We start from the raw sequence: 23636 nt of genomic DNA, 5'->3' as shown, positions 1-23636 counted from the left end.
GCGCCCGGGAGGCACGCCGTTCAGCGTGCCAGCGAGAGCGTCCAGATGCGCGGCGGCGCCGACAGGCAGAGGCCCGAGGTGGCTTCGTCGAACGCGGCGCGTTGCAGCGCCTCGAGCTTCGCGGCCTTCGCGATGCGCTCGCGCGCCTGATGGATGCGCGCCATGCGCGACGGATCGTCGGGCAGCGCGCACAGGCGGCCCAGATCGCGCATGAGCGACGTGCTCAGGCGGTCGAGCGCCGGGCGCAGACGCGTGGACAGATCGACCGGCTCTCCCGGCGCCCGGCCCTCGCGCGCCCAGCGGGCCAGCAGCGCCGTCTGCACGAGCTTGCCGGCTTCGATCTGCATGCGGAAGAAGGTGCGCGCCTGCGCCGGCGTCAGGCCGAACTGCGCGGCGCGCTCGGCCGCGCTGTCGAGCAGCGCCTGCTCACGCGGCGTGTCCTGCACCGGTTTGCCCGACGAGAACTTGTTGCGCGCCACGGCTTCGCTGATCGCGAGCCGCTCCAGAATGCCGTGCATGAGCGGATCGAGCACGGGATCGATGATCCGGGGCGGCTTGGCCGCGGCGCCCGGCGCCGTGGCGAGCGTCTGCGACACGAGCTGCGCGGCCAGACCGCGCACGCCATGCGGGGCCGCGCCCATCGGCGCAGTGCCCACCGGTGCGTGGGCGAGGCTCACCCCCGGTTCGTGGACGTCCGAAGCGTCGGCCCGCGCCCCCGCGCTGACCGAGACGAACACCGCTGCCGCCGCGAGCGCGGCAATGCGCCGCGCCGTCCGGCCCGGCCGGACGTGTGAACGAGAGTTGGAATCGGAATGCATGATGGATGGGCCCCCCGGCAGCCATCGTGTCGAATTCGACGAAATATACCGCCCTATCGGTCGACTGTCGTTGGGGAGATTCCCAAGAGGCCGGACGTCGCGAACGAAGCCGGCACGACCGCGACATGACTTTGGCATGACGCCGACAGGGCGCCCGGCGCGCCGGCACTGCACCGAAGCGCCGGGTTCCCGACGGGCCGCACGCCCGCCGGGGCCCGCGGGCGGTCAGCCGGTATTGCGCAGGCCGGCGGCAATGCCGTTGATGGACAGATGGATGCCGCGCCGTGCGCGTTCGTCCGACTCGCCCGCCCGGTGACGGCGCAGCAGCTCGACCTGCAAGTGGTTGAGCGGATCGAGGTACGGGAAGCGGTTCTTGATCGAGCGCGCGAGCAGCGGGTTGTCGGCCAGCCGCTCCTCGTGTCCGGTGATCAGCGCGAGCGCCCGCGAGGTGCTTTGCCATTCGGCGACGATGCGATCGAACACGCGCTTGCGCAGTTTCTCGTCGGGCACGAGCTCTGCGTAGCGCGAGGCCACGGCCAGATCGGTCTTGGCGAGCACCATGTCCATGTTCGAGAGCAGATTCGCGAAGAACGGCCAGCGCTTGACCATCTGGCGCAGCGTGTCGAGACGCTTGTCGCGCCCGGCCTCGCCGCCGCCATCCAGATACGCGTGTACGGCGCTGCCGAAGCCGTACCAGCCCGTGAGCAGCAGGCGGCACTGGCCCCAGGAGAAACCCCACGGAATCGCACGCAGGTCTTCGATGCGGCGGTTCTTCGGATCGGAGAACTTGCGCGACGCGGGGCGTGAGCCGATGTTGAGCTCGGCGATCTCCGCAATCGGCGTGGCCGAGAAGAAGTAGTCGGTGAACCCCGGCGTCTCGTAGACCAGGTCGCGATAGGCCGCGAAGGCCGTGTCGGAGAGCGTCTGCATGACGGCCTCGAACGCGGCCAGGCGCGCCGGCTGGTTGCGGCTCGGCAGCAGCGTGGCCTCGAGCGTGGCCGCGACGATCGTCTCCAGATTGCGCCGCCCGATCTCCGGATTGGCGAACTTGCTGGCGATGATCTCGCCCTGTTCGGTAAGGCGGATCTGCCCGTTGACCGTGCCCGGCGGCTGCGACAGGATGGCCTGATAGGTCGGGCCGCCGCCTCGACCGACGGTGCCGCCGCGGCCGTGGAACAGACGCAGACGGATGCCTTTCTCCTCGAACAGGCGCACCAGCGCCAGCTCGGCCTTGTACAGTTCCCAGTTCGACGTGAGGAAGCCGCCGTCCTTGTTGCTGTCGGAGTAGCCGAGCATGACTTCCTGCTCGCCGCCTTGCTGCACCACGACCTCCGACATGCCCGGGATGTCGAAGAACTCGCGCATGATGACCGGCGCGTGGCGCAAGTCGGCGATCGTCTCGAACAGGGGAATGACCATGGCGCCGACCTTCGGCTCCGCGGCCGGGGCACCCGTGCCGCCGAGCGCGCCCTGGAACAGGCCCGTCTCCTTTTGCAGCAGCATCACTTCCACCAGATCGCTCACCGTCTCCGTGTGCGAAATGATGTAGTTGCGCACCGCGCGCGCGCCGAACCGGGCGCGGATGTCGCGGGCGGCGGCGAACACGGCGAGCTCGTCGCGCGTGCGCTGCGAGTACTCGAGATACGGCGAGAAGAGCGGGCGCGGGTCGCGCAGCTCGCGCAGCAACAACGCGAGCTTTTCCTGCTCGTCGAGCTTCGCGTAGTTCGCTTCGACGCCAGCCTTGGCGAGCAGCTCGGCGATCACTGCCTCGTGAACGTCCGAGCTCTGACGCAGGTCGATGCTCGCCAGATGGAAGCCGAAGACTTCGGCGGCGCGAACGAGCGGGCCGAGCCGTTGCGTGATGAGCGCGCCGCCGTGATGCGCCACGAGCGACGCGACGATGGTGTTCAGATCGGAGATGAATTCGCTGGCGTCGAGATAGGGTCGCGCCTGACCGACGGCGCCGCGGTGCGGCACGTGGCCGACCCATTCGCGCGCGGTGGCCGCCAGGCGGGCGTACACGCCGATGAGCGCACGTCGATACGGCTCGTCGGTGCGGTGCGGCGAATCGTCGGGCGAGCGGCGCGCGAGCGTGAGCAGCGCATCGCTCGCGCCGGCCAGCAACTGCGAGACGGAAAGTTCCGCGCCGAGCAGGTGCACCTGCTCCAGGTAATGCGCGAAGATTTCCGTGGCCTGGCGGGTGATCGCCAGTTGCAGCGTCTGCGCGGTGACGTTCGGATTGCCGTCGCGATCGCCGCCGATCCAGCTGCCCATCTGCAGGAAGCGGCCGAGCCCTTCGGCGCGCACGTCTGGCACGGCGTCGTGCAGCTCGGCACTGACGTCCGCATAGAGCGCGGGAATTTCGGACAGGAACGTGCTGCGGTAGTACGACAGCGCGTTCTCGATTTCGTCGGCGACGGTCAGACGCGAGCTGCGCAGCATGCGCGTCTGCCACAGCGTGGTCACGCACGCGAGGATCGACTCGGTATTGCGCTCGCGCTCGCGCTCGGTGAGCGCATCGTCGCGATGCGCGAGCAAGCGGGCGATTTCGCGCTCGGCGTCGAGAATGCTCTTGCGCTGCACTTCGGTCGGGTGCGCGGTGAGCACCGGCACGATGAGCGCGCTGGCGAAGAAGGCCTGCAGCGTGGCGGGATCGGCGCGACCGGCGTCCTTGAGGCTTTGCAGCGCGGCGCTCAGACTGCCCGGCTGCGCACGGCTGCCGGCGAGCGCATGCACGCGGCGGCGGCGATTGTGATGGCGGTCCTCGGCGATGTTGGCCAGATGCGAGAAGTAGCTGAACGCGCGCACCACCTGAATGGCCTGCTCGTTGGTGAGGCCGTTGAGGAGCGTGTCGAGCGCCTTTGCCGCGCTGCGGTCGCCCTCGCGGTGAAAGCGCACGGCGTTCTGGCGGATGGTCTCGACGAGGTCGAACGCGTCGCTGCCCTGCTGCTCGCGCAGCACGTCGCCGAGCAGGCGGCCGAGGAAGCGGATGTCCTCACGCAGCGGGGCGTCCTTGTCTTCGCGCGAGCGGCGCGATTTTGAAGGGATCTGCGCAGGCGTGGCGGCGGAGGCGGCGGGCGTGCCGGACAGCCCCGCCGTGCGGGATGCGCGTGAAGTGCGCGGGCTCGGCGATGCTGGCGAGGCCGCACCGGAAGTGGAGGGGGCCGCGGCTGCTGCCTTCGCGGGGGGAGTGTTGCCGACCGACGTGGCCAGGCCCTCTTGCGGGGCTTTTGCCTTTGCGCTGCTCTTCATGACGCTCCTCTCGAGACCGGCCGTTACGGCCCGTCAGGCGTGTTACCATTTTTTCTTTTGGTCTTCACGCGGTTGCTGAATGAACTTCGCTGCTCCTGAAACCCTGGTGATCGCGTCGCGCGAGAGCCGCCTCGCCATGTGGCAGGCCGAACACGTGCGTGACGCGCTGCACAAATTATATCCGCAGTGCCGCGTGAGTATTCTCGGCATGACCACGCGCGGCGATCAGATTCTCGATCGCTCGCTCGCGAAGGTCGGCGGCAAGGGGTTGTTCGTCAAGGAGCTGGAGCTCGCGCTGGCCGATGGCCGGGCCGATCTGGCCGTGCACTCGCTCAAGGACGTGCCGATGCAGTTGCCCGACGGCTTCACGCTCGCTGCCGTGCTCGAGCGCGAGGATCCGCGCGACGCATTCGTGAGCAACGACTACGACAGCCTCGAGGCCTTGCCCGCCGGCGCGGTGGTCGGCACCTCGAGCCTGCGCCGCGAGGTCTCGCTGCGCACGACGTACCCGCATCTGAAGGTCATGCCGCTGCGCGGCAATCTCGATACGCGCCTGGGCAAGCTGGACCGCGGCGACTACGCCGCGATCATTCTGGCCGCGGCCGGGCTCAAGCGCCTGGGGTTGGCCTCGCGCATTCGCGCCACGCTCGCGCCCGAGGCGAGCCTGCCCGCCGCCGGTCAGGGCGCGCTCGGCATCGAGGTGCGCGCGGGCCGTCCCGAAATCCTGCAATGGCTCGCACCGCTCCATGACGCCCGCACCACGCTCGCGGTGAGCGCCGAGCGCGCGGTCTCGCGTGCCCTGGGCGGCTCCTGCCAGGTGCCGCTGGCCGCCTTCGCGCAGTTCACGCCGCAAGGCGAGCTCTCGCTGCGGGCGTTCATCGCGTCGACGGACGGCGCCACGGTGCTGCGCTCGCAAGGCGCCGCCAAGGTAGCCGATGGCGACGTGGCCGGAGCCGAGGCGCTGGGACAGCGCGTCGCGCAGGAACTCATCGATGCGGGGGGACTGGCGCTGGTGCCGCCGCCCGACGCCAAGGATTGACCGGATTGTCCCCGCGCGCGCCGTCAGCTTCGGGCACTTCGGGTACTTCGGGCACTTCGGGCGCTTCCGCCGGTCCCGCCGGTCCCGCCGCTTGCGCCGCGTCCGCGCCCTGCGCCATCCTGACGCGCCCTGACGGGCAAGCCGACGCGCTCGCCAGCGCACTCCACGCGCACGGCATCGACACGCTGGCATTCCCGCTGCTTCACATCTCGGCACAGGCCGACGACGGTGCCCTGGCGGCGCTCGACGGCGCGATGGGTCGGCTGTCGTCCTACGCGCTGGCGGTGTTCGTGTCGCCCAATGCCGTCGCACATGCGCTCGCGCGCCTGGCGCACCGCCGGCGCAGGCCCTCCGAACCGGGCGCCGGCCGGGCTGGTGCCGCGCAGGTCGGCGACGTCTGGCCCGAAACGTTACCGGCGGCCGTGGTGGGGCCGGGCAGCGCGCAGGCATTGGCCGAGGCCGGCATTGCCGCTCCCCGCCATCGCGTGATCGTGCCGCCCGGGGGGCCCGCCGCGCGCTTCGATTCGGAGGCGTTGCTCGCGGAGCTGGACCTCGCCGCGCTGGCCGGCCGCCGTGTATTGCTCGTGCGCGGCGATGGCGGCCGGGAGTTGCTTGCCGACACGTTGCGCGCGCATGGCGCGCAGGTCGACATCGTGAGCGCCTATACGCGTCGCGCGCCCGCACCGGACGCCGCCGCGTGGGCCGCGCTCGAAGCCCGGGTGTGCGCGCCGGGGCGTTGCGCGTGGGTGCTCACGAGCTCCGAAGCGGTGCGTCATCTGGCCACGTTGCTCGCCGCGCGCTACGGCGCCCGCGACGGCGTGCAGACGCCCGGAGCCCCGCAAGTGCTGGCCCGGATCCTCGCTGCGCCGTGCTTCACGTCGCACGCGCGCATCGCCGATGCCGCGCGGGCGGCGGGGTTTGATAGGATTACGCAGTGCGCGGCCGGGGACGAGAACCTGCTGGCGGCACTCAAAACATGGGCGGATCCCATTCAAGTCAAGCATGACGACAGATAATCGCGTTCCAGAGTCTTCCCAGAACCCGTCGGCGCCAGCCGGTCCGGCGGCGTCGAATTCACCCGCCGCGTCGAGTTCGTCGACGGCCTACGGCAACCCGGGGGTGCCGCCAGCCTGGCAACCGCCCGAGCCGCCGCAGAAGCGGCGCGGCTCGGGCGCCGCCCTGCCGTGGCTGCTCTTCGTACTCGTGGCCGCGGGGGCGGGTATCGGCGGCTGGTCGCTTAATCAGAAGCTCGATCGCGTGCAGCAGGAGATGGCTCGCCGTCAGCAGGCCGGCGACACACAGCTCATGCAGGCACAGGTGCGCACGGCGCAGGCGCTCGACAATCAGCGCGATCTGCAGAATCGCCTCACGGCGCTCGAAGGCCGGGTGGCCGATTCGCGCAGCCAGCAGGCCGCGCTCGAACAGCTCTATCAGGAGCTCGCCCATAACCGCGACGAGTGGGTGCTCGCGGAAACCGAACAGATCGTCACGAGCGCGAACCAGCAGTTGCAGCTCACCGGCAACGTGCGCGGCGCGCTCATCGCCCTGGAGGGGGCCGACGCGCGTCTGGCCCGCACCGGGGCACCGCAACTGGCGGGTGTGCGCGACGCGCTGAAAAAGGACATCGACCGCCTCAAGGCCGTACCGGCTGCGGACTTGCCGCAACTGACCGGCAAGCTCGACCAGGCCATCGCCATGATCGATACGCTGCCGTTGCAGGCGGAAGAGCAGCGCGCCGCGCCCAGGTCGGACGCAAGCGGCCCGAGCGGCGCCGGCGAAACGGGCTGGGCGGCCGCGTGGCATCGCCTGTCCTCAGAGATGCTCGGCAGCCTGAAGCAGCTGGTGCAGGTGCGCCGTCTCGACGATCCGGACGTGATGCTCGTCGCGCCCGAACAAGGCGCGTTCCTGCGCGCGAACCTCAAGCTGCGTCTGCTCAACGCGCGCCTGGCCCTGCTTGCCCGCAACGCGCCGGCCGTGCACAGCGACGTGCTCGTGGCCCAGGCGGCGCTCGACAAGTATTTCGACGGCAAGTCGCGACGCATCGCCGCCGTGAAGACCTTGCTCGACCAGGTCGATGCCGGCTCGCGCACCATCGAGCTGCCGACACTTGACGCCAGCCTGACCGCTATCGGTCAGGTCAAGGACGTCAAGGACAAGCCGTAAGGAGCCGCGCATGCGAGGACTGATCTGGTTGACGCTCCTGTTCGCGGTGGCGGCCGGTTTCGCGGTGCTGGCCACGTTCAATCACGGCCAGGTGGTGATGCTGGTGCCGCCCTACCGGGTGGACGTGTCGCTGAACCTGTTCGTGCTGGCGCTGCTGGCGTTGTTCGTTGCGCTGTACGTGATCATTCGCATTCTGCGCAACATCTACAAGATGCCGGAGCGCGTGGCGGCGTATCGCAATCGCCAGCGCAGCCGTCGCGCGAACATCGCGTTGCGCGACGCCGTGGCCAACCTCTTCGCCGGCCGCTACACGCGCGCGGAGAAGGCCGCGCGCGAAGCCGCCGAGCAGGACGACAATCGTGGCGTGGCCGCGATCATCGGGGCGCGCGCGGCACATCGCATGCGCGAGTTTGCGCGGCGCGACACCTGGCTTGCCGAGGCGCAGGGCGCGAACCTCGAAGAGGCGCGCCTGCTGCAGACGGCCGAGCTGCGCGTCGACGCGCGGGATGCGCAAGGCGCGCTCGACGCGCTGACCGAAATGCGAGCGCAGGGCGCACGTCGCATGCAGGCGCAGCTCGTGGCCCTGCGCGCGCACCAGCACCTCAAGCACTGGCCCGAAGTGCTGAACCTGCTCAAGATGCTCGAGAAGCGCGAGGCGCTGCATCCGGCGCTTGCCGCCAAGCTCAAGCAGACGGCGAGCGAGGGCATCCTGCGCGACCATCGCCACGATGCCGACGCATTGCTCAAGTGCTGGCAGGAGTTGCCGGCCGACGCCCGCACGTCCTCGCGCATCGCGGACGTGGCTGCCGAGTTGCTGATCGGCCTCGACCGCCCGCGCGAGGCGCGCGACATCGTCGAGGCGGCGCTCGCCGAACATTGGGATGCGCGGCTGCTGCGCCGCTATGCCGAATGCGCGGGCGGCGACGCGCTGCCGCTCATCCAGAAGGCCGAAGCGTGGCAACAACGCCACCCCGACGATCCGGACCTGCTGTATGCCCTGGGCAAGCTGTGCCAGCACCAGCGGCTGTGGGGCAAGGCGCAGACGTTCCTCGAAGGCGCGTTGCGCCATAGCGACGATCGCCACTTGCAGCAGCGCGTGCATTTGTCGCTTGCGCAACTGTTCGAGGGGTTGGGGCAGATGGAGCAGGCGAACCGGCATTACCGGGCCAGCGCGTTGGCCTGAACGACGCAGGGCAAACAGAGACGGGGGCGCAAGCCCCCGTTTTCATTGGCGGGCCGGCAAGATCAGTCCGCGATGGCGTCGGCGTACACGAAGGCCCGGTGGCGCACGAGAGCCCTCAGTTCGGGCCGCGGGTAGCCGCGTTTGTCGCAGTCGCTGATGTGGCGCAGCATGGACAGCAACTCGATGGACTGCGCGTCGTCGAACAGCAGCGTCTCATACTCGCCTTCCATGGCCGCCAGTCGCGTCAGGTGATGGAGCAGCTCGGCCGCGTCGCGCTCGGGCAGACGGTGCAGTTCCTGCGCGAGCGCCTCGACCGTCTCGCGCAGATCGTCGACCGCCCCCGGCACTGCCGCCTGGAGCAGCCGCTGAATCACGCCCAGGCGCACCTCGCCGTCGAGCGTATCGCACAACTGCCCCACGAGCGTCGCACGGCCGCCGGGCTCACGAAGCCGCGCGCTCGCGTCGGCCACGTCGAGCGCGGCCTGCGGCCGGTGCGCCTCGGGCAGCAGCACGATGAACTTCGCGAGCGTGGCAAGACGCTCGGCATTGAAGAGCGTCGTGCAGCGCGGCAGCGTACCGAGCAGGTCCCGCCAAGCGCTTTCCCTCGCTTGATCGGGGAACGACGCCGCGGCATTCAGACGATGCGACATCAGGCGATCGAACCGGGCGCGCGTGACCCTGGCCGCGAGCGCGCTCACGGCCTCGTCGCATGTGCAGTCGGGCAGCATCAACGTTTGCCCGATCGCGCGCGACATGCGCGACTCGAAGCGATGGCTGAGCGCCAGCAATTGCTCGAACGCCGTGCCCCAGTGTTCCAGCGTATGGTCCGCTTCCAGCCGCCGGGCGAGCGCTTCGAGCAACTGCCTGGCTTCGGCGAAGCTGCCCTCGGCGAGCGTGGTGTCGAACGCCTGCCACTCCAGCGTGTTTGCCGCGGCGGCGATGGCCTGCGGGCCGCCCGAGAGCATGACCAGCACTTTGTGCAGAACGGCGTGGGGTGGGTGGGCGGGCAGGCCGTCGGCGCTTGCGACGAAGCGCGAATCGCGCGGTTGCGCGGCAAGCTCGGCCATCGTTCGCCGTCGCTTCCATTCGCCCGCCATGGCTTCGGCCTCGGGGCCGAACGCGGTGAAGGCGTCGCGCGACGACGGGTGCGAGCACGCGAGCAAGCTCGTGGCTATCGCGCCGTCGCCGGGCAACGCCACGAAAACCTGTTCGCGCCCGCTCGCCGCAGCGCCGGAAGGTGTTTCGCGCGCGCTGACGATCGGCGCGCGCAACGTACAGGGCGAGGTGGCGGGGTGTCGCGTCACCGCGCACGAGGCGGGATGCCCGGTGTGGACGGGGCTTGCGATCTGCGCGAGGCGCTCGAAGTCCACGGCGAACGGGTCGTTCGCGAACGACGGTCGCGCACTCGGAGACGGCGGGGTGGTCGTGGCGACGGAGGCCGGTTCCGTCGCGGCGGGCAGGGTCGGGGAGGGAAACAAGGTAGGCGCCTCGCGTTGGTGAGGGGTAAAGGGACCGGATGGGGTCGGACGGGAACCGACGGGAACGGACAGGGCATAGGAGCCGTCCGCCGGAGCCCGCACTTTGGCACGACGTCGCCCGGCGCCTTTTGCATTGCGCCGCCGCGCTTCGCATATCGCGCCGTCCCACCGTCTGATGGCTTGATCGCCCTATTTGCCTATTTGCCGTGTTACCCGTGTTGCCCGTGTTCGCCGTGGCCGTGTTGGCGTCCCGCCACGTCCGGGGACCCGGCGAGCCATCGCCCGCACGGTTTCATGGCGTGCGTGGCGGCATTGTGGATGTGTTCGTGCGGACGCTGCCTGAGCGGCGTTGCCGCCAGTTCGCGAACGTCGCCGACCTACTCGATGGCGGTCGCCTCGTTGCCCGAACTCTGGCGCAGCGGAATTTCCCGCAGGCGGCCGAGGGCCAGCATGGCGAGGGCTGCGATGAGCGCACTGCCGCCGAAGAATGCGCCGAACGCCAGGCGCAGATGCGACGCCATGCCGGCCGGCGCCCCCCCGGGGCGCAGGAAGTCGGTGAGCTCGCGCGGGGCGGCGCCGTCTTCGCCCACGATGAGCGCGCCGAACACCGCCACGCCGATCATGCCGCCGAGCGCGCGGAAGAAGGCGTGCGCGGCCGTGGCGATGCCGATGTCGCGCGGCGCGACAGCGTTCTGCGTGGCCACCGTCATGACCGGCATTGCCGAGCCGAAGCCCACGCCGATGAGACCGAGGCACGCGCCGATCGCCACGAGCGGCAGCGATTGCACGCCCAGCGCGATCACCGTCAGCCCCACGAAGGCCACGGGCAGGCCGATTTGCGGCGGGCGCTTGTAGTGGCCCGTCTTGCGCATGTACGAGCCGGAGCTCAGGGCGCCGGCGACGATGCCGAGCAACGGCAGGATGAGCATCAGGCCCGAGCTGCTCGCCGACTGGCCGCGCTGCAGTTGCAAATACAGCGGCACGTAGATCCCGATGCTGATGTTGACCATCATCACGAGCACGGCCATCGTCGAGGTCATGCGAAACACCGGATTGCCCAGCAGCGAGAGCGGCAGCAGCGGCTCGCGCGCCACGCGCTGATGGCGCAGGAACACGGCGCCGACGATGACCGTCGCGGCCAGCAGGCCGAGGATTTCGGGCGAGCGCCACGCATAGCGGTGCCCGCCCCACGTGAGCGCGAGCAGCAGACAGACCGTGGCCGCGATTAGCAGCAGCGAGCCGACGTAGTCGATGTTCGGCTTGCCCGTGCGGCGAGGCAGACGGCGCAGTGCACGGTCGCTCAGATAGATCGCGAGCACGCCGAGCGGCAGGTTGATCCAGAAGATGAGCGTCCAGCTCAGGTACTGCGCGAAGACGCCCCCGGTGACGGGGCCGGCCACGCCCGAGACCGCGAACATGCCGGAGATGTAGCCCTGGTAGCGACCGCGCTCGCGCGGCGACACGATGTCGGCGATCACCGTGTTCGACAGCGCGATGAGGCCGCCCCCGCCCAGACCTTGCACGCCGCGCGCGAGAATCAGCGCGAGCATCGTCGGTGCGAGCGCGCACAGCACGGAGCCGACGAGAAAGACCGTCACGCTCACGGCAATGACCACCCGGCGCCCGAGCAGATCGGAGAGCTTGCCGACGATCGGCGTGATCGCCGTGGACGACAGCAGGTACGCGGTGACGACCCACGACACCGCGTCGAAGCTGCCCAGATCGCGGGCAATGGTCGGCAGGGCGGGGGCGACGATGGTTTGATCCAGCGAGCCGAGAAACATGATCAGCAGCAGACCGGTGAGGATCGACTTGATCTCGGCGGGCGTGAGCGAGACGCCTGCAGGCGTCTTCTGTGAGTCGGTGGCAGGCATGTGGGTCGGGAGCGTCATCGGTTCGTGGCGAAACCGATCATTGGCGGCATATCGCGCAGCATGTTCAGGCAAAACACTAGGGGGCAAAAAAACGGACCGCCCGGCGAGGACGGCCCAATGCATGTTACTCCCTGGATGCGGCACAGGCCAGCGGCCCCGTGGCGTCTCGGTCTCGGTCTTGGCCGCCGAGACGCCGTTTCGTCAGGCGATCTGCCGTGCGCTCACTTGTCGACGAGCCGTGCCGGCACGGCCAGCGTGAGCAGTCCCCCGAGGACCATGAAGACCGTGAGCAGGAACATGCCGCTGTTCGTGCTCTGCGTGGCGTCCTTCAGAAAGCCGATCAGATACGGCCCGACGAACCCCGCCAGGTTGCCCAGCGAATTGATCATCGCGATGCCGGCCGCGGCGGCGGTGCCGCCGAGAAAGGCCGTCGGCAGACTCCAGAACAGCGGCAGCACGATCATGATGCCCATCGTCGCGAGCGTGAGCGCGAACATGGCGAGCGGCGTGTTATGGCTCCACGTGGTGGACAGGAACAGGCCGAGCGCGCCGATGAACGCCGGAATCGCGATGTGCCAGCGGCGCTCGCCGCGCAGGTCCGAGCGGCGTCCGACGGCGACCATCGCGATCACCGCGAAGAAGTACGGAATCGCGGTGAGCAGGCCGATCTGCAGCGGATCGGTCACGCCCGTGCCCTTGATGATCGTCGGCAGCCAGAAGCCCACGCCATACAGTCCGATCACGAACGAGAAGTAGATGAGGCTCATCATCCACACGCGCGGGCTGGCGAAGACTCTCGCGAGCGGCAGGTCTTCCTTGGTGAGCACGTCGCTGGCGATATTGCGCTCGAGCAGCGCCTTCTCGTCGTCGTTGAGCCACTTCGCATCGCGGATGCGGTCGTCGAGCACGAACAGCACGGCAATGCCGATGAGCACGGACGGAATCGCCTCGAGCAGGAACATCCATTGCCAGCCGGCCAGGCCGCTCACGCCGCTCATGTCCTTGAGAATCCAGCCGGAGATCGGCCCGCCGATGAGCCCCGAGAGGGCCACGGCCGTCATGAACCACGCCGTCATGCGCCCGCGCCGAGAAGCCGGATACCAGTAGGTGATGTACAGGATGATGCCGGGGAAGAATCCCGCCTCGGCCACCCCGAGCAGGAAGCGCATCACGTAGAACATCGACGGCGTGGTGACGAACATCGTCGCGCCGGAGATGATGCCCCACGAGATCATGATGCGCGCGATCCACACGCGGGCGCCCACGCGGTGGAGGATCACGTTGCTGGGCACCTCGAAGATGAAGTAGCCAATGAAGAAGATGCCGGCGCCAAGGCCGAACACCGTTTCGGAGAACTTCAGGTCGCCGACCATCTGCAGCTTGGCGAAGCCCACGTTGACGCGGTCGAGATACGCGACCACATAGCAAAGCAGCAGGAACGGAATCAGCCGCCAGCCGACCTTGCGGTAGGTGGATGCCTCGAAGTCGGCCGGGGCCGCGCCGGGCATGGACGAGGGGGGCGTCGGAACGCTGTTCATACGGATCTCCTCCGGAATGACGTGTTGTGTTGTCTTTCGTTATGGTGGGGTACGACAACTACGGGGGCGACTGTCTCAGATGCAGCGCCCGCCATCGACTTCCAGGCAGACGCCAGTGATGAAGGCGGCCTCGTCGCTTGCGAGATAAAGGCACGCGTTGGCGATGTCCTGCGGTGTGGAAAAGCGCCCGAGCGGAATGCCCGCGAGGAACTTGGCACGGTTCTCCGGCGTGTTGGGCACGCCCATGAATTCGGCCGTGAGGCCCGTGTCGCCAATGACCGGATTCACGCAGTTCACGCGAATGTTGTGCGGCCCGAACTCCGCGGCCATGGCCTTGCTGGCGGTGATCACCGCGCCCTTGCTGCCGTTGTACCAGACGAGACCCGGGCGCGGGCGCACGCCGGCCGTCGAGGCGATGTTGATCATCACGCCGGCGCCGCGCTGCACAAAGTACGGCATGACGGTGCGTGCGCTCCAGAAGATGCCCTTCACGTTGACCGCGTAGACGCGATCGAACTCGGCCTCGGTCACTTCGAGCAGCGGCTTGTTGCGGTGGGTGGTGCCGGCGTTGTTCACCACGATGTCGAGATGGCCGAAGCGGCTGACGGCTTCGTCGAGCAGCGTGACGTGATCTTCCTCGCGCGACACGTCGCCGTAGACGAACGCGGCGCGCCCTCCGGTTTCGGCGATCTGTGCCGCCACGCGTTCGCCGGCGGCCCGGTTCAGATCGTTCACGATGACGGCCGCGCCCTCGCGCGCGAACGTCCTGGCAATGCCTTCGCCGAAGCCCGAGCCGGCGCCCGTGACGATGGCGACTTTCCCTTGCAAACGCATGCCTTGTCTCCTGTGTCGTTATTTCTGCTTCCCGACTCCTGCTCTTTCGCTCATTCGCTCTTTCGCCTCTACTGCGCTACCTCGTCAACCGCCGCTACCTCGTCATCTACCGCTCTGCCGGCTCACGCTCAGCCATGCCGGATCGCCACCGTCTTGAGCGTAGTGAACCCGTACAGGGCTTCGAAGCCCTTCTCGCGTCCGTGGCCGGAATGCTTCATGCCACCGAAAGGAAGCTCCACGCCGCCACCGGCGCCATAGTTGTTGATGAACACCTGACCGGCGCGAATCGAACGGGCCAGGCGCATCTGGCGCGCGCCGTCGCACGTCCAGACCCCGGCCGCCAGCCCGTAGGGCGTGCCGTTCGCGAGCCGCACGGCGTGCGCCTCGTCGGTGAACGGCATGGCGGCGAGCACCGGCCCGAAGACTTCCTCGCGCGCGAGGCGGTGCGATTCGGGCACGTCGCGCAGCAGGGTGGGCGCCTGATAAAAACCCGACTCCGGGGCGCTACCGACGACTTCGCCCTGCGACATCACGGCGACGCCGTCGTGCTGCGCTTCCGAGAGGAAATCCCATACGCGCTGCTGCTGACGTGCGCTGATGAGCGGCCCGAGGTCGAGATCGTCCTGCGACGGTCCCACGCGCAGCGCCGCGAACGCCTCGGCCAGATGCGCGAGCACCGATTCGTAGGCGTCGCGCTGCACGAGCAGGCGGCTGCCAGCCGAGCATGTCTGCCCGGCGTTCTGCACGATGGCGTTCACGACCACGGGCAGCACGGCCTGCATGTCGGCGTCGGCGAAGATGATCTGCGGCGACTTGCCGCCGAGCTCCAGCGTGACCGGCGTGTGGTTCTCGGCAGCCATCTGCGAGATGAGCGTGCCGGTCGCGGGCGAGCCGGTAAACGAAATGTGATCGATGCCCGGATGGCGGGCGAGCGCCGCGCCGGCTTCCGCGCCATAACCGGTCACGATGTTGAGCGCGCCGGGCGGCAAGCCGGCCTCGAGCGACAGCTCGGCCACGCGCAGCAGCGACAGGCACGCGTCTTCGGCCGGCTTGACGACGCAGGCGTTGCCGGTCGCGAGCGCCGCGGCCACGCTGCGGCCGAAGATCTGCAGCGGGTAGTTCCACGGAATGATGTGGCCGGTCACACCGTGCGGCTCGCGCACCGTGAAGACCGTGAAGCCTTGCTGATAGGGAATCGTCTCGCCGTGCAGCTTGTCGGCCGCCCCGGCGTAGAACTCGAAGTAGCGCACGATCGCGGCCGCATCGGCGCGCGCCTGCTTGAGCGGCTTGCCGGTGTCGCGCGCTTCGATCTGCGCCAGTTCCTCATGATGCCTGGCCAGCGTGTTGGCGAGCGCATAGAGCAGGCGGCCGCGCTCGGCGGCGGCCAGGCGCCCCCAGTCGCCTTCGAAGGCCGCGCGTGCGGCCTTCACGGCACGGTCGATGTCTTCGGCGTCGCCGCGAGCGATGCGGCTGAACGGCTGTCCGTCGGAAGGGTCGAGAACGGCGATGGGGGAGATGGCTGGGCTTTTCGCGGGCGCGACCCATTGATTGCCGATGAAGTGTGTTGCTTCGGGCATGTCGACTGCACCTCGTGTCGGGTTGGACTCGGGTTGAGCGATGAGGAACGCCGCTGGCGTGGTCACCGTGGCGTCGCCGCCCATTATCACTTAACTCGCGAGCGCGTTGACCGTCCGATGAGGCACATCCGCATAAACACCTAAAACGATCGCATTGCAATTAAAGATATTTTATTGCAATTTTTTCTCGCCTATCCTTGATCACATTGAATCGCCAGATGGACGTCTGGCAGGCACCGTTGCCTGCGCATCTCCATGGCGAAGTCGCGCGGCGTGATGGTCCGAACGCGCATTGAGGCCATACGGGCCAGGCTATCGAGGAGCAGGCAGGCAATGAACGATGCAGTGACGCGCGAGACGCTGATGGCGCGCTTGCAGGACGCGCTCGGCGCGGCGGCCGTGTTGAGCGGCGAGTCCGACACCGCCGGGTACACGCAGGACTGGCGCGGCCGCTATCGTGGCGACGCGCTGTGCGTCGTGCTGCCGTCCACTACCGAGCAGGTCAGCACGGTGGTGAAGCTGTGCGCGGCCGCTGGCGTGCCGATCCTGCCGCAAGGCGGCAACACGAGCCTGTGCGGCGGCGCGGTGCCGCCCTCGGGCGGCCCGACACCCGTGCTTCTCAACCTTGCGCGCATGCGCCGCATTCGCCAGGTGGACGCGGCCAACGGGTCGATGATCGTCGAGGCCGGCTGCATTCTGAAGACCGTGCAGGAGACGGCGGCCGGGGTCGGCCGCCTGTATCCGGTCAGTCTCGGCGCGGAAGGTTCGTGCCAGATCGGCGGCACGCTCTCGACGAATGCCGGCGGCACGAGCGTGCTGCGTTATGGCAACACGCGCGAGAACGTGCTCGGCCTCGAGGTCGTGCTGGCCGACGGCACCGTGTGGGACGGCCTTCGCGCGCTGCGCAAGGACAACACCGGCATCGATCTGAAGCACCTGTTCATCGGCGCCGAAGGCACGCTGGGCGTCATCACGGCGGCGGCGCTCAAGCTCCATGCGCTGCCCACGCACCATGCGCTTGCGTGGTTCGCGCCGCGCGACCCGGCCGCCGCGCTGCGGATCCTCGGCATGTTCCAGCGGGCGTGCGCCTCGCGCCTGTCGGCGTTCGAGATCATGAACCGTCACCAGCTCGAACTGGTGCTCGCGCACGTGCCGAACCGCCGCAACCCGCTGGGCGGCACGCATGCCTGGCACGTGCTCGTCGAGCTGGGCGACACGCGCGACGCGCACGCGCTCGAGGCCGTACTCACTGAAACACTGGGCGAAGCGGTCGAGCAGGGTCTCGTCGACGACGCCGTCATCGCCGCGAACGAGACGCAGCGCGCGGACCTCTGGGAAGTGCGTCACAGCGTGAGCGAGGCCAACAAGAAGGCGGCCGTCGGCCTGACGACGGACTGTGCCGTGCCGGTCTCGAGCGTGCCCGAATTCATCGAAGCCGCCACGCGCGCGGTCCACGCCATCGTGCCCGGGCTCGACATCGCGATTGTCGGCCACATGGGCGACGGCAACGTCCATTTCATTCCGATGTTCTCGTTCGAGGCCTGGGCGGCGCTTGCCGACAGCGCCGCGACGGGCGACGCCATGCGCGCCTGCGTGAACGACGTGGCGGCGCGCCTGGCCGGCACGTTCAGCGCCGAGCATGGCGTCGGGCAGACGGGTCTGCCCCTCATGCAACGCTACAAATCGACGGCCGAGCTCGCGCTCATGCGCACGCTCAAAGCCGCGTTGGATCCCAACCAGTTGTTCAACCCGGGGCGCCTCGTTCCCTGACCGGAGACCATGATGAAACGCAAGACCTCCGCAAGCCCGCTCGACATCATCGACAACACCGCGGCGTCGCCCGCGCAACCGGGCCGCCGCACGGCCATGAAGACGGCGCTCGCCGGCGCTGCTGCCGTGGCGTTCCCGTTCGTGTGGACCCCCTCGCGCGCGGCCGGCAAGCGCATCGTCGTGCGCGACGACGGCGGCATCTACACCAAGGCATACGACGCGGTGTACTACAAGCCGTTCGCCAAGGCGACCGGCATCGAAGTCGTGGGCGTGCAGGCCAACGCGGAGCCGACCGCGCAGATCAAGAGCATGGTCGAGGCGGGCAGCTACACGTGGGACATGGCCAAGATCAGCCAGCCCGCGATCTTGCTGCTCACCTCCGGCGGCAAGGAGTATCTGGAGCGCCACGGTCTGGAGTCCGATCCGGTCGTCTCGAAGATTCCGCAGCAATACATGTCGCCGTTCGGCGTGGGCACCAACGTCTACTCGACCGTGCTCGCGTATCGCACCGACGCGTTCAAGGGCCGCAAGGCGCCCGCTTCGTGGGCCGATCTGTGGAACGTGAAGGACTTCCCGGGCCGCCGCTCGATCCGCAAGTATCCGTTCGACACCATCGAGGAAGCGCTGCTCGCCGACGGCGTTGCCGCCGGTTCGGTCTATCCGTGCGACTTCGATCGCGCGTTCAGGAGCCTGGACAAGGTCGCCAGGCACGTCGACGTGTGGTGGACCACCGGCGCGCAGGTCGAACAGATGCTCGGTTCGGGCGAAGTCGACATGGTCGCCACCTGGGCCTCGCGCGCGCAATCGGCGCAGGCGAATGGCGTGCCCGTGCAGATCGTGTGGCAGCAGAACATCTGGGGCTGCGACAACTGGTCGATTCTCAAGGGCACGCCGAACGCCGCGGCCTGCCGCGAGTTCATCAAGTTCGCGAGCGATCCGAAGCGCCAGGCCGAACTGGTCAAGTACTTCCCGGCCGGCATGACGCAGCCCGAAGCGTTCAACTACGTGAAGCCGGAGGTGGCCAGGAACTGCCCGACGTTCCCCGAGAACATCAAGAGCGGCGTGCAGATCAACGCGAAGTTCTGGCAACAGAACCAGAGCGTGGCGCTCGAGCGCTTCAACCGCTGGATCCTGACCTGATCCTCACCTGCCGTCTCGTTTCATGCTTTATGGGGTGCTGATCTCATGACCGTTGCCAATCTTCAAGTCTCGGGCCTGTCCAAGCGCTACGGCGATTTCGTCGCGCTGGCGCCGACCGACCTCGATGTCGCTCAGGGCGAATTCCTGACCCTGCTCGGGCCCAGCGGCTCGGGCAAGACCACGTTGCTCTCGCTCATCGCCGGTCTGGCGCAGCCCGATGCGGGCGCGATCCGTATCAATGGGACCGATGTCACCTACGGGGCGCCCTACGAGCGCGACATCGGCATGGTGTTCCAGAACTACGCGCTGTTCCCGCACATGACCGTCGCGCAGAACATCGCGTTCCCGTTGCAGATGCGCCGCACGGACGCGGCCACGGCTCGCAAGCTGGTCATGAACGCGCTCGAAATGGTGCATCTGCCGCACGTCGCGGAGCGCTTTCCGCGCGAGCTCTCGGGCGGCCAGCAGCAACGCATCGCGCTCGCGCGCTGCATGGTCTACCGGCCGTCGATCATTCTGATGGACGAGCCGCTGGGCGCGCTCGACAAGAAGCTGCGCGATCACATGCAGCTCGAGATCAAGCGCATTCACCGCGAGCTGGGCACCACCATCGTGTACGTGACGCACGATCAGGAAGAGGCGATGACGATGTCCGATCGCATCTGCCTGATGAATGCCGGCGAGATCGCCCAGCTCGGTACGCCGGACGACCTGTACTTCCGGCCAAAGAGCGTTTTCGTCGCGGACTTTCTCGGCGAGTCGAACCTGCTCGACGCGACCGTGCTCGAGCGCGCCGGCGATCAGGTGCGCGTGGCAATGCCCGGAGTGGAAGGCGCCGCCGCGATGGTCTACGACCCGCAGGTCGAGTGCGGCCGGCCGGTCAAGCTCATGCTGCGTCCGCAGAACCTGCACGTGCGCGATGTCGCCGGCGCGGCGCCGGCCGCCCACGCCGACGGCGTGGCCACCATCTCGGCAAGGCTCACCGACATCATGGTCACGGGCGGCATGACGAAGCTGTATCTGCAGTCGCAGGCGACGGGCGCCGATGCGGACAAGCCGCTCGTGGCGGCGTTCCCGACGCATCGCCAGGGCAACCGCTTCGAGATCGGGCAGACGCTCGGCCTTGCGTGGCGCGCCGACGACGCCGTGGCGATCGCGGGGTAAGCGATGAGTGTATCCGCCGTGGTTCGTCCCTCGTCCTCTTCCTCGCATCCGGCGCAGCCCGCACCGCGCCGCGCCCGCTGGCGTGCGCGCGTGCGACCGCTGCTCATGGCCGCGCCCATCGTCATCTTGCTGGCGGTGATGCTGATCTATCCGGTCGGGCAACTGCTGCTGCTGAGCATTCGCGACAAGGGCGGCTTCACGCTGGCCGAATACCAGCGTCTGTTCGCCTCGTCGGTGTACGTCGAGGTGTTGCTCATCACACTCAAGGTCTCGCTCTACACGACGTTCTTCGCCGTGCTCACGGGCTACCCGATCGCCTACCGGCTCTCGACGCTCACCGGCGCGCGCAAGCAACGCCTGCTGTTCTGGGTGCTGCTCTCGTTCTGGACGAGCTTTCTCGTGCGCACGTTCGCATGGGTGGTGCTGCTCGGGCGCAACGGCGTGGTCAATCGCACGCTGATGGACCTCGGGCTGATCGACGCGCCGCTCTCGCTGCTCTACAGCTTCCCGGCCGTCGTGCTCGGCATGGTGCACGCGCTCATGCCACTGGCCGTGCTCACCATGCTCTCCGTGATGGAGAACATCGACCGCCGTTTGCCGAGCGCGGCGTCGACGCTGGGCGCGCGTCCCGGCACGGTGTTCTGGCGCGTGTATTTTCCGCTGTCGCTACCCGGCGTGGCGGCGGGCGCGCTGATGGTGTTCGTCACGTCGATCGGTTTCTTCATCACGCCGACGCTGCTCGGCGGCCGCCACGAGACGATGATCACGCAGCTCATCATCGATCAGGTCATGCAGGCGCTCAACTGGGGCTTCGCCGGTGCGATCTCCGTGCTGCTGCTCGCCGTGGTGCTCGTGGTGTTCTTCGTCTACGACCGCATGGTGGGGCTCTCCACGATGGCCGGCGGCGGCGGGGACGTGAAGACCGGCAAGCGTCGCGGCGGCTGGACGCGCGCGCTCGGCGAGGCGGTGCTCGGCGCGCTGGGCGCCGCCACGGACGTACTGCTGCGCGCGCTGCCGCGCAGCAAGCGCGAACAGGGCGACGGCCCGGTATTGCGCGTGCTCGTCCTTGTGCTCGTGCTGTTCCTCGCGGCGCCCGCGCTGCTGATGATTCCGATCTCGTTCGATTCGGCGTCGGGGCTGGCGTGGCCGCCCAAGGGCGTCTCGCTGCAGTGGTACCAGCAGGTCTGGGACTCGCCGCTGTGGATGCAGGCGATCACGCGCTCGATGCTCGTCGGCATCGGCGCCGGCCTGCTCTCGATGCTGATCGGCACGCCCGCGGCATTCCTGCTGGTGCGCGGCGGCATGCGCGGCAAGTCGGCAATGCTCGCCTTCGTGCTCGCGCCGATTGTCGTGCCGCGCATGATCCTGGCCGTCGGCGTGTTTTATTTCTTCGCCAAGGTCGGGCTCGTGGGCTCGAGCGTGGGGCTGACCATCGCGCACACCGTGGTGGCCGTGCCTTACGTCGTCATCACCATGATGGCGGTGCTGCGCAACTACGACACGCGTCTCGATCTGGCCGCCTACAGCCTGGGCGCCCGGCCGTGGGCGACGTTGCGCCGCGTGACTTTCCCGATTCTCGGCGCGGGCCTGCTGTCGTCGTTCCTGTTCGCGTTCGCCACGTCGTTCGACGAGCTCACGATCGCGCTGTTCACGTCGGGCGGCCTGTCGACCACCTTGCCCAAGCAATTCTGGGACGAGATTACGATGCAGATCTCGCCGGTGATCGCGGCGGTCTCCACGTGCCTGTTCCTGTTCATCGCCGCACTGATCTGGGTGGCCGAGCGCCTGCGCCGGCGCAGCCTGGCCATCTGAAGCGGCATCTCCGATTCATCCGATTCATCCGACTCAAGACTCACGGACGTTTGACACATGCTTCGCTCTGCACAACTGAAGGGCATTCTGCCGGCAATTCCCACGCCGGTGAATGCCGACGACACGATTCACACCGAAGCCACGCGCGCGCTGCTGCGCTACTTGCTGGGGCAGGGCATCGACGGCGTGGTGCCGCTGGGCGGCACCGGCGAGTATGGCGCGCTCTCGCGCGCCGAGCGCATTCGCATGGCCGAAATCACGGTGCGTGAAGTGCGCGATCACGGGCGCGACGTGCCGGTGATCGCCGGCGTGCTCGATCCGGGGTATCACGACGCCATCGAGGCCGGCCGTGACTTTGCCGCGGCCGGCGCCGACGGTCTGCTCGTGCTCACGCCGTACTACACCAATCCGACGCAAGCCGGCATTCGCGACTACTTCGTGCGCTATGCCGACGAGTCGCCGCTGCCCATTCTGATCTACGAGATTCCGTACCGCACGCGTATCGCCATCGCGCCGGAGGTGCTGCACGAGCTGTCGCGCCACGAGAACATCGTCGGCATGAAGGCGTGCAATACCGACATGTGGCACTTCCTGCGCACCGTGGCCGGTGTGGACGACTCCTTTGCCGTGCTGAGCGGCGAGGACACGCTGTTCCCGCTGCATGTGGCCGCCGGAGCGCGCGGCGGCATCGTGGTGACGGCCTCGCTGCTGCCCACGGCCTGGCAGCGCATCTTCGCGCTGGCCGCCGAAGGCAAGACGGCCGATGCGCTGGCGCTGCACCGTTCGCTCATTCCGCTGATGAACCTGGCGTTTGCCGAGACGAACCCCGGGCCGATGAAGTCGGTGATGGATCTGATCGGCGTGAATGCGCCGGCCATGCTCGCCCCGCTCGTGCCCCCCGCGCCCGCGCTGTCGGCGCAACTGCGCGAAGAGCTGCGCCGCCAGTTGGCGATCTTCGAAGGACGCTGATTCTGATTCGCGGCGAGCGGGAGGGTTGGCGAAGGGGGTTGGCGCCGGGGCGGCAGGCGAGGCCGCCTCGCCCCGGTGGCGGACGTTCGGCGATGGCCGTCGTCCGAATGCCGGATCAATGCTGGATCAATGCCGGATCAACGCCGGAACGTCGACAGCCGCGACTTCGAGATCGAGGTCGCGGCCACCTGAACGTGCGGCGCGAGTTCCGCTTCGACGCGCTCGCGCGTCCAGCGGGAGGTCGGTACGGAGATGTTGATGGCCGCGACGGCCTGTCCGTCGTGGTCGGTGATCGGCGCGGCGACCGAAATGTCGCCCATGACGGTTTCGCTCTCGACGATCGCGTAGCCGCGCCGCGCCGCCGTCTGGATGCGTTCGAGCAGCTTTTTCTCGTCGAGCACGGTGTATGGCGTCATCGGCTCGAGCGGCGTGTTCGCGAGAATCTCGCGCACGCGAGTCTCGGACAGGCGCGACAGCATGGCAATGCCCGAGGCGGTGAACATGGCCGGAAGGCGCGCGCCCACGACGATGCCGATGTTCACGAGGTGCTGGCCGGGAAAGCGCGCGATATAGACGATCTCGTGGCCGTCGAGCTCCTGCAGGTTGGTCGTCTCGCCCACCCGGCGGAAGATGTCGAGCAGATACGGCGCGGCCTTCTCGACGAGATCGTTGGCACGAATGTAGTTGTACGAGAACTGAAGCACCTTGGTCGTGAGACCGTAAGTGCGCGTTTCGGGCACGCGGAACAAATACCCGAGCGCCTCGAGCGTGTGTACCAGTCGCTGCGTGGCGCTGCGATCGAGCCCGGCGGCTTTCGCGATATCGCCGAGCGTCATGTAGCGCGCGGGGCCGTCGAAGGCGTGCAACACCTGAAACGTCTTTTCCGTGGAACCGACGAACAGGGATGAGCGCGCGGCCGGTTGCGCCGTGTTCGCCGCTGCGGCGGCCTTGGCGGGGGCGGAGGCCGGAGCGTTTTCACCACGGCGGGAAGACCGAGCGGACGAGCGCGGCATGGTAGGGACCGG

At 68.3% G+C, this 23636-nt stretch carries 17 protein-coding genes; 9 read left to right on the top strand and 8 right to left on the bottom strand.

Annotated elements, in window-relative coordinates; genetic code table 11:
- Positions 1 to 20: 20 nt before the first annotated feature.
- The gene (gene aroQ, locus PNO31109_RS15210; RefSeq protein WP_174966417.1) at positions 21 to 818 is read right to left on the bottom strand and encodes a gamma subclass chorismate mutase AroQ; all 798 of its coding nucleotides are present in this window, start codon (positions 816 to 818) and stop codon (positions 21 to 23) included.
- A 225-nt stretch (positions 819 to 1043) separates the two neighbouring features.
- Complete coding sequence (ppc, locus tag PNO31109_RS15205) at positions 1044 to 4070, bottom strand: phosphoenolpyruvate carboxylase (RefSeq protein WP_150556300.1); 3027 nt, start codon at positions 4068 to 4070, stop codon at positions 1044 to 1046.
- Between the two features lie 79 nt (positions 4071 to 4149).
- Here ppc and hemC point away from each other — a divergent pair, with 79 nt between their 5' ends.
- From hemC to PNO31109_RS15190, 4 genes are read left to right on the top strand one after another with little or no spacing between them, the layout of a single operon-like run.
- Positions 4150 to 5109 (top strand): hydroxymethylbilane synthase, encoded by a 960-nt coding sequence (hemC, locus tag PNO31109_RS15200; RefSeq protein ID WP_150556299.1) that lies wholly within the window; start codon positions 4150 to 4152, stop codon positions 5107 to 5109.
- Positions 5110 to 5114: 5 nt separating this feature from the next.
- Entirely contained in the window at positions 5115 to 6125 is a 1011-nt protein-coding gene (locus PNO31109_RS22215; RefSeq protein WP_241014155.1) for a uroporphyrinogen-III synthase, read from the top strand.
- Positions 6112 to 7272 (top strand): uroporphyrinogen-III C-methyltransferase, encoded by a 1161-nt coding sequence (locus PNO31109_RS22210; RefSeq protein ID WP_241014157.1) that lies wholly within the window; start codon positions 6112 to 6114, stop codon positions 7270 to 7272. Before PNO31109_RS22215 ends, PNO31109_RS22210 begins: the two co-directional genes overlap by 14 nt.
- Before the next feature lie 10 nt (positions 7273 to 7282).
- Positions 7283 to 8455 carry a heme biosynthesis HemY N-terminal domain-containing protein gene (locus tag PNO31109_RS15190; protein WP_150556298.1) on the top strand — a complete coding sequence of 391 codons (1173 nt, stop codon included), beginning with the start codon at positions 7283 to 7285 and terminating at the stop codon, positions 8453 to 8455.
- A 62-nt stretch (positions 8456 to 8517) separates the two neighbouring features.
- On the opposite strand, the gene PNO31109_RS15185 is transcribed toward PNO31109_RS15190, so the two are convergent.
- The 5 genes from PNO31109_RS15185 to PNO31109_RS15165 form a co-directional block, all read right to left on the bottom strand.
- A complete protein-coding gene (locus PNO31109_RS15185; RefSeq protein WP_150556297.1) occupies positions 8518 to 9933 on the bottom strand; it encodes a hypothetical protein in 1416 nt (471 codons plus the stop codon).
- A gap of 377 nt (positions 9934 to 10310) precedes the next feature.
- Positions 10311 to 11825 carry an MDR family MFS transporter gene (locus tag PNO31109_RS15180; RefSeq protein ID WP_174966416.1) on the bottom strand — a complete coding sequence of 505 codons (1515 nt, stop codon included), beginning with the start codon at positions 11823 to 11825 and terminating at the stop codon, positions 10311 to 10313.
- Between the two features lie 203 nt (positions 11826 to 12028).
- Positions 12029 to 13345, bottom strand: coding sequence for an MFS transporter (locus tag PNO31109_RS15175; RefSeq protein ID WP_150556295.1), 1317 nt, complete (start codon positions 13343 to 13345; stop codon positions 12029 to 12031).
- Between the two features lie 75 nt (positions 13346 to 13420).
- Complete coding sequence (locus PNO31109_RS15170; RefSeq protein WP_150556294.1) at positions 13421 to 14179, bottom strand: SDR family oxidoreductase; 759 nt, start codon at positions 14177 to 14179, stop codon at positions 13421 to 13423.
- Positions 14180 to 14307: 128 nt separating this feature from the next.
- Positions 14308 to 15756 carry an aldehyde dehydrogenase family protein gene (locus PNO31109_RS15165; RefSeq protein WP_150556293.1) on the bottom strand — a complete coding sequence of 483 codons (1449 nt, stop codon included), beginning with the start codon at positions 15754 to 15756 and terminating at the stop codon, positions 14308 to 14310.
- Positions 15757 to 16089: 333 nt separating this feature from the next.
- Here PNO31109_RS15165 and PNO31109_RS15160 point away from each other — a divergent pair, with 333 nt between their 5' ends.
- From PNO31109_RS15160 to dapA, 5 genes are all read left to right on the top strand, one after another.
- Entirely contained in the window at positions 16090 to 17526 is a 1437-nt protein-coding gene (locus PNO31109_RS15160; RefSeq protein ID WP_150556292.1) for an FAD-binding oxidoreductase, read from the top strand.
- A 96-nt stretch (positions 17527 to 17622) separates the two neighbouring features.
- Positions 17623 to 18666: an ABC transporter substrate-binding protein gene (locus PNO31109_RS15155; protein ID WP_150556342.1), complete on the top strand. Its 1044-nt coding sequence runs from the start codon at positions 17623 to 17625 to the stop codon at positions 18664 to 18666.
- Between the two features lie 45 nt (positions 18667 to 18711).
- A complete protein-coding gene (locus tag PNO31109_RS15150) occupies positions 18712 to 19830 on the top strand; it encodes an ABC transporter ATP-binding protein (protein ID WP_150556291.1) in 1119 nt (372 codons plus the stop codon).
- 105 nt (positions 19831 to 19935) lie between these two features.
- A complete protein-coding gene (locus tag PNO31109_RS15145) occupies positions 19936 to 21642 on the top strand; it encodes an ABC transporter permease subunit (RefSeq protein WP_150556341.1) in 1707 nt (568 codons plus the stop codon).
- 57 nt (positions 21643 to 21699) lie between these two features.
- Positions 21700 to 22611 carry a 4-hydroxy-tetrahydrodipicolinate synthase gene (gene dapA, locus PNO31109_RS15140; protein WP_150556290.1) on the top strand — a complete coding sequence of 304 codons (912 nt, stop codon included), beginning with the start codon at positions 21700 to 21702 and terminating at the stop codon, positions 22609 to 22611.
- A gap of 137 nt (positions 22612 to 22748) precedes the next feature.
- Here dapA and PNO31109_RS15135 read toward each other — a convergent pair whose 3' ends face one another.
- The gene (locus tag PNO31109_RS15135) at positions 22749 to 23624 is read right to left on the bottom strand and encodes an IclR family transcriptional regulator (protein ID WP_150556289.1); all 876 of its coding nucleotides are present in this window, start codon (positions 23622 to 23624) and stop codon (positions 22749 to 22751) included.
- Between the last annotated feature and the right edge of the window lie 12 nt (positions 23625 to 23636).

Source organism: Pandoraea nosoerga, assembly GCF_902459585.1.
Lineage (GTDB): Bacteria > Pseudomonadota > Gammaproteobacteria > Burkholderiales > Burkholderiaceae > Pandoraea > Pandoraea nosoerga.
The sequence above is the reverse complement of the archived record's forward strand: the minus strand, read 5'-3'. Positions and strand labels throughout refer to the sequence as shown.

Excerpts from the sequence above, each read along its gene's own strand:
- PNO31109_RS15165 (WP_150556293.1), bottom strand. The coding sequence starts at position 15,756 with ATGCCCGAAGCAACACACTTCATCGGCAATCAATGGGTCGCGCCCGCG.
- PNO31109_RS15155 (WP_150556342.1), top strand. The coding sequence starts at position 17,623 with ATGAAGACGGCGCTCGCCGGCGCTGCTGCCGTGGCGTTCCCGTTCGTG.
- PNO31109_RS15175 (WP_150556295.1), bottom strand. The coding sequence starts at position 13,345 with ATGAACAGCGTTCCGACGCCCCCCTCGTCCATGCCCGGCGCGGCCCCG.
- PNO31109_RS15160 (WP_150556292.1), top strand. The coding sequence starts at position 16,090 with ATGAACGATGCAGTGACGCGCGAGACGCTGATGGCGCGCTTGCAGGAC.
- PNO31109_RS15180 (WP_174966416.1), bottom strand. The coding sequence starts at position 11,825 with ATGACGCTCCCGACCCACATGCCTGCCACCGACTCACAGAAGACGCCT.
- hemC (WP_150556299.1), top strand. The coding sequence starts at position 4,150 with ATGAACTTCGCTGCTCCTGAAACCCTGGTGATCGCGTCGCGCGAGAGC.
- ppc (WP_150556300.1), bottom strand. The coding sequence starts at position 4,070 with ATGAAGAGCAGCGCAAAGGCAAAAGCCCCGCAAGAGGGCCTGGCCACG.
- PNO31109_RS15135 (WP_150556289.1), bottom strand. The coding sequence starts at position 23,624 with ATGCCGCGCTCGTCCGCTCGGTCTTCCCGCCGTGGTGAAAACGCTCCG.
- PNO31109_RS22210 (WP_241014157.1), top strand. The coding sequence starts at position 6,112 with ATGACGACAGATAATCGCGTTCCAGAGTCTTCCCAGAACCCGTCGGCG.
- PNO31109_RS15145 (WP_150556341.1), top strand. The coding sequence starts at position 19,936 with ATGGCCGCGCCCATCGTCATCTTGCTGGCGGTGATGCTGATCTATCCG.
- dapA (WP_150556290.1), top strand. The coding sequence starts at position 21,700 with ATGCTTCGCTCTGCACAACTGAAGGGCATTCTGCCGGCAATTCCCACG.
- PNO31109_RS15150 (WP_150556291.1), top strand. The coding sequence starts at position 18,712 with ATGACCGTTGCCAATCTTCAAGTCTCGGGCCTGTCCAAGCGCTACGGC.
- PNO31109_RS15190 (WP_150556298.1), top strand. The coding sequence starts at position 7,283 with ATGCGAGGACTGATCTGGTTGACGCTCCTGTTCGCGGTGGCGGCCGGT.
- aroQ (WP_174966417.1), bottom strand. The coding sequence starts at position 818 with ATGCATTCCGATTCCAACTCTCGTTCACACGTCCGGCCGGGCCGGACG.
- PNO31109_RS15170 (WP_150556294.1), bottom strand. The coding sequence starts at position 14,179 with ATGCGTTTGCAAGGGAAAGTCGCCATCGTCACGGGCGCCGGCTCGGGC.